The sequence below is a fragment of the Laceyella sediminis genome (genome assembly GCF_003003125.1).
Lineage (GTDB): Bacteria > Bacillota > Bacilli > Thermoactinomycetales > Thermoactinomycetaceae > Laceyella > Laceyella tengchongensis.
Map to the genome: position 1 here is coordinate 80,626 of NZ_PVTZ01000014.1, position 10,038 is coordinate 90,663.

Genomic DNA, 10,038 nt, shown 5'->3' on the forward strand with positions numbered 1-10,038 from the left:
ACCCCTTACGCCTTTTGTCCGACGGTCTCGTCTTCAATGCCCAGTTCTTCTTTAACCCAATCGTAGCCTTCTGCTTCCAAACGCTCCGCCAATTCCGGTCCACCCGATTTCACGATGCGCCCTTGCATGAATACATGCACATAATCTGGCTTGATGTAGTTCAGCAAACGTTGGTAGTGGGTAATCATCAACACGCCCAACTCATCGCTCAACATCGAGTTTACCCCTTTGGCTACCACTTTGAGCGCGTCGATATCCAAACCGGAGTCGATTTCGTCCATAATGGCGATGCGGGGTTGCAGCATCATCATTTGCAGAATTTCATTCCGTTTCTTTTCCCCACCGGAAAAACCTTCGTTCAGGTACCGGGTCGCGAACTTCTCATCCATTTCGAGTAGTTCCATCTTCTTATCCAGCTCGCGGATGAATTTCATCAGGGAAATCTCATTGCCTTCGCCGCGTTTAGCGTTGATCGAGCTACGCAAAAAGTCGGAGTTAGTCACCCCGCTCACTTCTGCTGGGTACTGCATCGCCAAGAACAAGCCTGCGCGGGCGCGCTCATCCACTTCCATCTCCAGCAGGTTTTCTCCGTCCAAGGTCACTTCCCCTTGAGTCACCTCATAACGCGGATGGCCCATCAACGCAGATGCCAGCGTACTTTTACCGGTTCCGTTCGGACCCATGATGGCATGCACTTCGCCACCTTTGACCTCGAGGTTCACCCCTTTCAAAATCTCTTTCCCATCAACGGAAGCGTGCAAGTTCTTTATCGTCAGTTTTGGTGCTTTCGACATCTTCATTCCTCCATCGTTCATTCGTTATATATCTCCTGCTGATTGGTGCGGGATTATTTTCTGGAGATATGATTTGCGAACCCATGGATGGTAAAATAAAGTGGAATAAAAACCATGGGTGTGTTATACCAGAACCACCTTCTACCACCCGCTTACTAAATTAGAGTGATTATCATGTGATTCTCATTTTATTTTACTTCACACATATCCCTATAGCAAGCGAAGTTTCGCACGTTCCGTGGAAATCCTTGATATTAGGATATCTTCCCCTCTCGCGGTTCACTCTCCAGCCGAGGAATTTGTTATTTTCGCAATCGTCCGCATCCGTTCATCCATCAAGAAAGGAGTTTTTTCATGAAACCAATCCGTTGCCTCGCATGCTATGAAAAACGGCCGGGCGGCCGATGCGATTTCTGCCCGTTGCACAAGAAAAACAAGTCGTCGTATCGCCATATCGGGGAAGGTTGGTACGTCCCTCTCCCGCAAACAAACCCCTTCGAAATACCAGCCCCCCACACCGCCAAACCCACCTCCAACAAAAAGGAAAAGCCATGAACGTGGGTATAGCTATGGAATCGCGGTGAGGCTTTTTTCGCAGTCCCTACGTATCGACACTAACACATTTGTCAAAAAAAAGAAAACCGCAGCTTTATGATGGCACCGCGGTTTGTGTATTTCGTTCTTTCCAGATGAACCATGATGTAGCCGCTAGCAAAACGACCGTACATGCGACACTCCCTTCCGGGCCAAATGCACCACCCGACAAAAATGTCCCGCCTTGCGACCTGGTTTGCAAAAACGACTGCATTTCCAACCCAGACACCTTAAATCCGTATACAGGACCTTGGAAAAAATTCCACGTGAAGTGAAAGCCGATGGGCGCCCACAATCCGCCCGACACATCCCGATAGACGCTGAACAGCACTCCCACCAAAATGAGGTTTAGGATAGGAAATCCGTGGCTCCAAACCCCAGGGTTAAACCCGTGAAGCAGAGCGAAGACAAGCGCCGAAACACTCCATGCCACCCACTTGTTAAACCGATGACGAAGCAAGCCTTGTACATACCCACGGGACATCAATTCTTCCGACAATCCCACCAACAGGAACAAAATGATCGTTTGCCATGCACTCTGCAATACCGTAGGCGTAAATCGCGCTTCCATGATCTGGGCTCCCCCGAACACAAAGATCATCAGCACTACCATGCTGATCAGCGCAATACCGAGCCCGGCCCCTTCGGCAAATCGCACCCATCCACATCGTTGCCCCAAGCCGAGCTTCCAACCCCGGCGCCTCTCAAATAGCCCATACATGGAGAAAACCGCTAGGATGAGAGCGACATCCTGCCCGGCGAGGCTGAGGTTCGCATTGCCGGTGTTCAGCATAAACGGCATAGAAAAAACAGTTGCCAAACCAATCAGCAACAACAGCTTCCCTATAAATTCCAATATTTTCACTATAACCGATTCCCTCACTCTCCTAATTTTAGGGAAAACAGGAATTTTCCCGTTGCATACGGAAATACTATGATGAGACGTTCACAAACCACATTTTAGGCCGCATACATTTTACATTATATTACGAAAATAGACAAACCTTACTGAAAAAATATCTAAGAATTGTTCAAATATCAGGCGAAATTCAGCTGATATTCACTTGCTTAAAACACATTTTTAAGGCAGAATATTCTATAGAAGGCGCGATTTGAACGCCTTTCATCTTTTTTATCATTTTATTCTGTCTTCATTCGTTTTTTTATTTTTTACCACTTGTTCGTCTGATGCAGAAGTGCACTTGTAGGAGGAATAGTTATGGAAAAAAACAATATGCTATTGTCGAGAGGCCATCTTTCCATTTTGAAATCTATTGCTTCACCGGTTGATTTTTTAAGCAAAAAAACCTCTTCAGCAGCGTTGAGTGCCGACCCCTACAAGAAGTCTGAACGATCCTTTTTTTATGAAAACAAGGCGCGTGAAAATAAACCTTCTTTTCGCGTCCCGCTCGATTCGAAGGATCAAGACAGATACCGCAACAGCTTCCTAAAAAAACGCATGCTCCACATTTGGAAAAAACAGCGCCCCTTGGTACACGCCGCAGCGAAACTACCGGAAACGCTTGAAATCACCATTCTGAAAAGTGCTTACCGCGAGTTGGAACCCATCTTGATGTCTTGTTATAAAGAGGACTTTTCTTTTCCATTCATCCCCTTCTCCTTCTTTGGGTGGCTACAATACGTCAAATTGACTGCGCAAATCACTGAACGGCAACAAGAAGCTGCACTTTGGCAAGAATTGAGCCAGTTTTTCCAGCAGTGCCATCAGCATCAACTGTTGAATGACCTGTTTGTGGAAGTGAAAGACTGAACAAATGCATGGCACTTATTATTTTTTATGTGTATTCTTTTTTATTTTCTTTATGTATAAAAACATGCCGCAGATCGGAGAAAACCGCCCAATCAAATTGGAGCGGTTTTCCTTTACCCCATCTTCTCTCCTGGTCTTTTAGGCGTTAAATTTGATCTGCCACTGTATTCATATATTCTTCTTTGAAATATTCAATCACTTGTTCCATCATGACTTTTCTGGTCAAAATCCCCACAAACATCCCTTTTATATCAATGATGGGAATATATGATCGATTGATCAACACCTCAAAGGCGAATGAAAAAATCGAGTTGGCCAGAATGCCAGAATGGTTTTTGTTCATCGCTTCCTGCACTTTATACTTGCTAAGTTGGCTGAAGTCAATTTCATTTCCTTGGCTGATTTTAAACATGAAATCAAGTATTTCTGTTTTGCTGATCAGACCCTCCACTTGACCCACCTTATTGATCACAGGAACCGAATTCGTCCCCTTTCGTGTCAATACTAGAAGCGCCCTTTCCAGTGACCAATCCGGATCAACGACTACCACTTGCTCTTTCGGAATGATGAAAGGGGTAATCTTGCGTTCAAACAAATAGCCGGCTTGATCTCGTTTTAGCATGTGCTCAAACTCCCTTACTCTCGGTAATCAAACGCAAACTACCATAGAGTAGCTCAACACGGAACGCCCCGGGCTTCTCCTTGTTAATTCATTCTCCCGGAAGCCCTTATTCCCCAATATGGCCAAACTTAAACCGATTTGGAGCTATTTTTGCGTATGCGCAATTCCTTTCCCATCGTACTCTGGACTTTCCCCCTTGTCAACAAGCATTTCTCTATTTTAAAAAAGTTAATAATCCTACCATAACATCAACCGACTTTCTCGAATTGTTGTTGTTTTTTTAAATTTTATAAACCTCCCTCGTTAATTGTAAAAGCGCAACGAAACTTTTCTTAATGACATATTTTTATATGAACAAAAATGATGAATCCGGTTCCATGCCGAAACCGGATCGATTAACTCATTTTCCTTTCAATTCATCAAGCGCCTCAAGCAGAACCGTCACCGCTTGGGACATCGCCATACCGCCCCCAAACGCGGCACTCACTCCAGCCGCTTCCAACACTTCTTGTTCGCTCGCCCCATTGTCCACCGCACCTTTGGTGTGATAAACGATGCAGTATTCGTCATTGGAAAACACGCCCAGCGCCAACGCGATGAGGTGCTTCTCCTTCAGGGTCAAGGCACCTTCACTGAAGCAAGCCCCAGTAAACTGATTATAAGCGTGCGCCACTTCAGGCAGATGTTTCGCCAACCGGCCAAGTCCTTCCTTGTATTCAAGTAGCGCTTGTTCAATTCCTCGCTCCACCATGCTTGCCACCTCCTGATCCAAGATGACCCTGATGAAACCGCAGGGTGTCCACCCTAGTTTCTCTCTTTCCGGAAAAAAAATGCAAACAGGAGGCCACAACCCTGTTTGCACGGAGCAAGCGAAAGAACCAAATCAATCTTCTATTCGCAACACAATCTTGCCTTTGTTCTTATTCTGTTCCATATAGCGGTGGGCTTCTTGCACTTCTGACAACGGATAGACGGTATCAATGACTGGCTTTAATTCTCCACTGACCAACCGGGGAAGCGCGAACGAAGCGAAATCACGGTTTAGTGCTTCTTTATACGCCAATGAACGGGAACGCAGAGTCGTGCCAGTAATTGTCAAGCGCTTGCGCAAAATAGCGCCGATGGAAGCTTGGTCCAGCTTGGTACCACCCAGCGCACTGATGAAGACCAAACGGCCATCCATCTTCAGCACACTCAGGTTTTGTTGCCAATAAGGGGCACCCACAAAATCCAATACCACGTCAACGCCCTGTCCATCGGTAGCTTCTAACACCTTGTCAGAAAAATTCCCTTCGCGGTAATTGAAAGCGTGTTTGGCTCCCAAACGTAAGCAGAAATCCCGCTTTTCCTCCGAACCGACGGTGACCAACGCCTCGGCCCCAGTCGCCCGCGCCAACTGGATCGCTGCTGTACCCACCCCGCTGGCGCCAGCGTGAATCAACACCTTTTCCCCTTTTTGCAGACGCCCAATCCAAAATAAGCACTGATATGCGGTCAAAAACACTTCGGGAATGGCGGCCGCTTCTTCAAAAGATAACGACTCCGGAATTGGGAGAGCCAGTGCGCCAGGCAATACGGCATATTCCGCATACCCCCCGCCCGATAGCAGTCCAAACACCCGGTCTCCTACCGCCCATCTGTCCTGGCATGCTTCCCCCACTTCCTCCACAATCCCGGCCAACTCCAACCCCAAGATGGGACTCGCCCCAGGAGGCGGCGGATATGCGCCTTCCCGTTGGGCGATATCGGCGCGGTTCACGGCGGTCGCTTTCACACGAACGAGTAATTCATCTTCTTTGCATGTGGGTTTGGCGATTTCTTTAATCTCTAATTGCTCCGCCCCGCCCTTTTCTTTGATCACGACTGCTTTCATGGATTGAACCCCTCCTAATTGGCAAGTTAACCGAAATCAAGTGCAGAAATTCAATTTAATCTGTTATAATACCCTTTAGTACCATTATAAAGAAAGAAGAAAGGGAGTTAGAATGGATCAACAAAAAAAACACCTCATCGGCATTATACTTAAAATGGTCAAAGATATTTATCATAAGACAAGTCAGTTGGAAACCTTATTTCAATCAAACAGCATACATATCTTAGCTCGTGATTTTGACCCATTCAACGAGCTGTTGGAAACCTTGAATCTGCCAGAGGACAAAAACACCCTTTTCCTTGAGCTGGTTCAGTTGTATCTGGAAAACCAAATGACATTGGAAGAACTGTTGCTTGAATTTGAAAATCAAGTAAACTCCTTACAAAACGCCTAAAAAACGGACTCCGCCAATCTGGAGTCCGTTTTCATGTAGTTGCCAACAAAAGAACAGCTTAAGCCAATGCGGCTTTGATCGCTTTCACTTCTCTTTCGAACGCCTCATCCGACAAAACGGGAACTCCTTTCAATCCGCGCAGCTCTTCCGGCAATTGATGCCACGATTTGCATCCAAGATACGCGTCGAGAACTGGAATCGCAAAGGGCTGTTCCAGTTTGTACACTCGCAACAACAACACATGCAGCGGGCGTTTCTTCTTCCACTTCAACCGCTCCGTCGCAAACCGGTCATTCCATATATGATAGGGGGACAAGCGCAGTAACACTTCTTCTTCGCGGACTTCAATATCCTCATGCAATGCGGCGAAATATTTGATGGTCACCATTTGTTGCCCATCAGTCCACTCCTTGCGGGTTTCTGCGATTCCTCCCTGATATTGGGGCTTCAACAGCTCTTCTTTCTGATGTTCATATGCCGGAAACAAATAAAACCGATCACTTTGGACGGTAAAATGGCGTGTCTCCTCGGCAATGCCCCCTTTGCGCATGACCAGAATTTGCTTGCCGGAACCCAACGCTTCAACAGCTACCGCCCAATCTTTCAAACCCACCGTGGTCTCTGCGATGATCCCCGCCGACATGTTGCTCCCCCTTTCTCATTCTCCATCGCGATATCGTACCGCTTCAATTAAGCGGTTCATAGCCGCCTCTCCATTTCCTTCCCGATGCAACCGATCTGCTTGCTCCACGCCGGCTTCGTCGACGGAATTAGCGTACGGAATCATGCTTTTCGCTTTTTCATATGCGCGATCCCACTCGCCCTCCATCGCATAGAACAAGGCCCACTGATGCAATGCATAACACAAGCCGGGGCCCACCAATGCCTTCGCATCACTGGGCTCCATCTCCCGAAAGGCTTGCTCCTCACGCGCGCAGAGCGCAGCGATACTCGACAGCGCTTCGTCTTTTCTGCCCGCTTGATATTGGTAATAAGTCAAATACACTTCCAGATGAACTCTGCTCATCATATATCCCATCGATTCAGGATACTCAGCCAACGCCGTGGCCATATGTTCAGCCGCCTGCGAGTAGCGTTCGTTTTCAGCATCGATTTCAGCCATCTCCACCAAACTCCGCACATAAGCGAAGTGATGGTTGGCATTCTCCTTTGGCCCTTCCTGCGCAATCGATTCAAACAAGCGGTAAGCCACATTCACCGCCCCGACCCGCAGGCAGGTGACCCCGATTAACAGGCGGTTGTTCGGATGTTCCGCATCCCTAAACGTTTCTTTCGGTAGCCGCTGGCCGACCAAATCGTATGCTTCTTGCAATAATCCATCTATTGTTTGCACGATCTTTCCCCCACTCTCTTTTATCTTTTAGCATGCCTGTCCAACCTAGGGGTTGTCAACTCCCGCCCGGTGGGCAAATATTTGCCGCCCCCAAATATAAGAATAAGAAGGAGTCTCCTACTGGTAGACGTGATAAATGAGTCACGTTATCATGGAATAGTTGTCGCAAGCAACGGCATCATCATTGACACGAACCGACACAGAAAGGAATATCGCTCCATGTGGTTCATACTTGCACTGTTCAGCTCGCTCACCTTCGGCTTGGCGGGTTTCATGATGAAAATCAGTTCCCACCATAAAGGATCCAATAATTATCTGCTACTCGGCTTATATGTCAGCGGGGCGATGGGCTTTTTGTGGTGGATGTTATACACGGGGGCGACGTTATTCACTTGGCCCGTGCTGTTGTTCGGATTGGTGATCGGCATCGGTTCCGCCGCGGGCAATCTGTTGTTCATGAAGGCGCTAGAAGTGGGACCTGCTAGTTTGACCGCTCCTTTAACGAACAGCAACATCTTGCTCACTGTCATCATGTCGATCCTGTTGTACCAGGAAACCATCTCTTGGACTGAGATGATCGGCGTGATTCTGCTGGTGTCCGCGATTTCCCTGTTGCCGATTGACCCCAACGAAAACTTACGCATCCGCAACATCTCATGGTATGGATTGGTGTTAACAGCAACGCTCCTCTTTTTCTTGCGCAATGGCGGACTCAAAATCACGGAAGAGCTTCACCTGCCAGGTGCCACCATCTTATTCGTCAGCTATGTGGTGGGAATCGCTTGGTTTGGAATCAGCATCCTGCGCGACCGCCCCGAGCCACCACGAACCCGTGCAATCGGCTGGTGGTGGGGTCTTGGAGCAGGCGTGTTCTCGTTCGCTGGATTGCAAATCTATTCCATCGCCTTGTCAGAAGGGCCAGCAAGCATCATCGCTCCCATTTTCGCCACCAACAGTTTGGTTGTCGCACTGTTGTCGATCCTGATATACCGCGAGCGCTTATCATGGATGCAACGCCTTTGCTTGCTCTTGTTGTTCGCTGGGTTGATCTTGATTCGGATGTAAGGGGGAGTTTCTATGGACAAGCCACTCGCTCCTTCGTTCGCCCTGGTTGATCTAGAAGGGAGAACCCATCGCTTGGAGCATTACGCTGGCCAATTGATCTGGCTGGAATTTTGGGTGACATGGTGTTCGGCATGCCTTGACGCCCTACCTAGGAAAGAAGTATTGTATCGTACCATACAACACCCGAAAGTTACATTTTTGACCATTGATGTCACTGGCAGAGAAGCGAGTCCTGATCACGTCGTTGCATTTATGAAGCAATCAGCTTTCACATTTCCTGTGCTACGGGATGAGGGAACCAAAGTAGCCGATGCTTATGGTGTTACCTCTGTCCCCACTACCGTCTTAATTGATCAACAAGGCCGCATTCACGGCAGATATGATGAGACCGTTCCACTGCCACGAATCATCAGCGAAATAGGCAAGCTACTCTCCTGATTATTTGCGCAAAGTGCGGGGAGCATGCAATTTTCCGCCGATCTCAGTCCCCTTATGGCCATGATGCACCAATTGCCCCCCGGTCACCACAGGCACCCTCCGGCCCGAGTGACCGGTTGCTCACTATTATCAAAACATTGCGTAAGATAACCCTTTTTTAGGAATTGGTCCAACTAGCAATAAAAGAGGCCTCCTATGGCTTTAATCGATTGTTCACAAAAAGGAGTTGCCCTTTCATCCTCCTCCCCTTATAATGGAAACATAAGAACGCTTGTTCGATATTTTATGGTAGGGGGTCTGTTGATGAAATACCAATCTGAATCGTTACTCACTCTCTGCCAACAACTGTTGCCTGAAGATCCCACATTGGTCACGGAAGTGGAATGGAGCGTCACCTCCCCCATTTCCTACTTATACCATCACCCGATGCAGGCCTTGTGGGGCAAACGACTCAAATTGCACAAGCCATTAAGCAATCTGCCATGGTTTGCATTGTTGCATGGGCTTAAACAACGCAAGCTCACTTTTCGTCTGCATCAACCCCAAGTACAAAAACGAATGACTTGGGTCATTAGAGAGGGGCGGTTTGATGGGAGTCATGCAACTCGCCACAGGCAACCGGGATCGGAGACAGATTTATTTATCCAATTAGCCAGCCAATATCTGCAATCATTCGATTATGTACTATGCGAATTCTCCCCTTCGCCCGCAGGAGTCACCATGGGCATCCTCCCAGCTGCGGGGATGGAAGATTGTGTCGCCTTGGCTCAAGCCTCAGGCTACGGCACCATCACCCCCTATACCCCTGGCGAATCTTCCCTGAACTGGGCGATCCCCGACACGCTTCCATCCGCCCTGCCCTTGTACGAACATCTCACCAGCCTGTGGAAAGCATAAACTTGCAGGCTGGCATTTTTATCCGCTTTCCTCATAATCAACATAAAAAAGCTCCAGCCTTAGGCTGGAGCTTAATCGCATTCCCTGAAAACTAAAGAGTGAGTGTCACGTGACCCAAGAAAATGATCGATTATGCTCTGAAAAGAGCTCCTTAGAAAGGAGGTGATCCATCCCCACCTTCCGGTAGGGATACCTTGTTACGACTTCACCCCAATCATCTGCCCCACCTTCGGCGG

At 48.0% G+C, this 10,038-nt stretch carries 13 protein-coding genes and 1 rRNA gene; 6 read left to right on the forward strand and 8 right to left on the reverse strand.

Going from position 1 to position 10,038, the window contains the following annotated elements:
- Positions 1-5: 5 nt before the first annotated feature.
- Positions 6-794: a Fe-S cluster assembly ATPase SufC gene (sufC, locus tag CLV36_RS14495; protein WP_029072113.1), complete on the reverse strand. Its 789-nt coding sequence runs from the start codon at positions 792-794 to the stop codon at positions 6-8.
- A 354-nt stretch (positions 795-1,148) separates the two neighbouring features.
- Between sufC and CLV36_RS17030 the strand changes: the two genes are divergently transcribed.
- Positions 1,149-1,349: a hypothetical protein gene (locus CLV36_RS17030; RefSeq protein WP_146130652.1), complete on the forward strand. Its 201-nt coding sequence runs from the start codon at positions 1,149-1,151 to the stop codon at positions 1,347-1,349.
- Positions 1,350-1,443: 94 nt separating this feature from the next.
- Here CLV36_RS17030 and CLV36_RS14505 read toward each other — a convergent pair whose 3' ends face one another.
- The gene (locus CLV36_RS14505; RefSeq protein ID WP_106343158.1) at positions 1,444-2,253 is read right to left on the reverse strand and encodes a CPBP family intramembrane glutamic endopeptidase; all 810 of its coding nucleotides are present in this window, start codon (positions 2,251-2,253) and stop codon (positions 1,444-1,446) included.
- A gap of 354 nt (positions 2,254-2,607) precedes the next feature.
- On the opposite strand from CLV36_RS14505, the gene CLV36_RS14510 reads away from it, so the two are divergent.
- Complete coding sequence (locus CLV36_RS14510; protein ID WP_106343159.1) at positions 2,608-3,159, forward strand: hypothetical protein; 552 nt, start codon at positions 2,608-2,610, stop codon at positions 3,157-3,159.
- A gap of 145 nt (positions 3,160-3,304) precedes the next feature.
- Here CLV36_RS14510 and CLV36_RS14515 read toward each other — a convergent pair whose 3' ends face one another.
- The 3 genes from CLV36_RS14515 to CLV36_RS14525 form a co-directional block, all read right to left on the reverse strand.
- Positions 3,305-3,781 (reverse strand): CBS domain-containing protein, encoded by a 477-nt coding sequence (locus CLV36_RS14515; protein ID WP_022738535.1) that lies wholly within the window; start codon positions 3,779-3,781, stop codon positions 3,305-3,307.
- Positions 3,782-4,181: 400 nt separating this feature from the next.
- On the reverse strand, positions 4,182-4,532 hold the full coding sequence (locus tag CLV36_RS14520; protein WP_106343160.1) for a carboxymuconolactone decarboxylase family protein: 351 nt from the start codon (positions 4,530-4,532) through the stop codon (positions 4,182-4,184).
- A gap of 132 nt (positions 4,533-4,664) precedes the next feature.
- Positions 4,665-5,654, reverse strand: coding sequence for an NAD(P)H-quinone oxidoreductase (locus CLV36_RS14525; protein WP_106343161.1), 990 nt, complete (start codon positions 5,652-5,654; stop codon positions 4,665-4,667).
- Between the two features lie 112 nt (positions 5,655-5,766).
- Here CLV36_RS14525 and CLV36_RS14530 point away from each other — a divergent pair, with 112 nt between their 5' ends.
- The gene (locus CLV36_RS14530) at positions 5,767-6,048 is read left to right on the forward strand and encodes a hypothetical protein (protein WP_022738529.1); all 282 of its coding nucleotides are present in this window, start codon (positions 5,767-5,769) and stop codon (positions 6,046-6,048) included.
- 58 nt (positions 6,049-6,106) lie between these two features.
- On the opposite strand, the gene CLV36_RS14535 is transcribed toward CLV36_RS14530, so the two are convergent.
- The gene (locus CLV36_RS14535; protein ID WP_106343162.1) at positions 6,107-6,691 is read right to left on the reverse strand and encodes a DUF1802 family protein; all 585 of its coding nucleotides are present in this window, start codon (positions 6,689-6,691) and stop codon (positions 6,107-6,109) included.
- 15 nt (positions 6,692-6,706) lie between these two features.
- Positions 6,707-7,402: a tetratricopeptide repeat protein gene (locus tag CLV36_RS14540; protein WP_106343163.1), complete on the reverse strand. Its 696-nt coding sequence runs from the start codon at positions 7,400-7,402 to the stop codon at positions 6,707-6,709.
- 219 nt (positions 7,403-7,621) lie between these two features.
- Between CLV36_RS14540 and CLV36_RS14545 the strand changes: the two genes are divergently transcribed.
- From CLV36_RS14545 to CLV36_RS14555, 3 genes are all read left to right on the forward strand, one after another.
- On the forward strand, positions 7,622-8,467 hold the full coding sequence (locus CLV36_RS14545) for an EamA family transporter (protein ID WP_106343164.1): 846 nt from the start codon (positions 7,622-7,624) through the stop codon (positions 8,465-8,467).
- A gap of 12 nt (positions 8,468-8,479) precedes the next feature.
- A complete protein-coding gene (locus CLV36_RS14550; RefSeq protein ID WP_106343165.1) occupies positions 8,480-8,905 on the forward strand; it encodes a TlpA family protein disulfide reductase in 426 nt (141 codons plus the stop codon).
- A 303-nt stretch (positions 8,906-9,208) separates the two neighbouring features.
- On the forward strand, positions 9,209-9,802 hold the full coding sequence (locus CLV36_RS14555) for a DUF6630 family protein (RefSeq protein ID WP_106343166.1): 594 nt from the start codon (positions 9,209-9,211) through the stop codon (positions 9,800-9,802).
- 155 nt (positions 9,803-9,957) lie between these two features.
- Here CLV36_RS14555 and CLV36_RS14560 read toward each other — a convergent pair.
- A 16S ribosomal RNA gene (locus tag CLV36_RS14560) occupies positions 9,958-10,038 on the reverse strand; the annotation flags it as partial.

Bases quoted from the DNA above. Each gene is read 5' to 3' on its own strand.
- CLV36_RS14550 (WP_106343165.1), top strand. From the start codon at position 8,480: ATGGACAAGCCACTCGCTCCTTCGTTCGCCCTGGTTGATCTAGAAGGG.
- CLV36_RS14520 (WP_106343160.1), bottom strand. From the start codon at position 4,532: ATGGTGGAGCGAGGAATTGAACAAGCGCTACTTGAATACAAGGAAGGA.
- CLV36_RS14525 (WP_106343161.1), bottom strand. From the start codon at position 5,654: ATGAAAGCAGTCGTGATCAAAGAAAAGGGCGGGGCGGAGCAATTAGAG.
- sufC (WP_029072113.1), bottom strand. From the start codon at position 794: ATGTCGAAAGCACCAAAACTGACGATAAAGAACTTGCACGCTTCCGTT.
- CLV36_RS14530 (WP_022738529.1), top strand. From the start codon at position 5,767: ATGGATCAACAAAAAAAACACCTCATCGGCATTATACTTAAAATGGTC.
- CLV36_RS17030 (WP_146130652.1), top strand. From the start codon at position 1,149: ATGAAACCAATCCGTTGCCTCGCATGCTATGAAAAACGGCCGGGCGGC.
- CLV36_RS14510 (WP_106343159.1), top strand. From the start codon at position 2,608: ATGGAAAAAAACAATATGCTATTGTCGAGAGGCCATCTTTCCATTTTG.
- CLV36_RS14545 (WP_106343164.1), top strand. From the start codon at position 7,622: ATGTGGTTCATACTTGCACTGTTCAGCTCGCTCACCTTCGGCTTGGCG.
- CLV36_RS14535 (WP_106343162.1), bottom strand. From the start codon at position 6,691: ATGTCGGCGGGGATCATCGCAGAGACCACGGTGGGTTTGAAAGATTGG.
- CLV36_RS14555 (WP_106343166.1), top strand. From the start codon at position 9,209: ATGAAATACCAATCTGAATCGTTACTCACTCTCTGCCAACAACTGTTG.
- CLV36_RS14515 (WP_022738535.1), bottom strand. From the start codon at position 3,781: ATGCTAAAACGAGATCAAGCCGGCTATTTGTTTGAACGCAAGATTACC.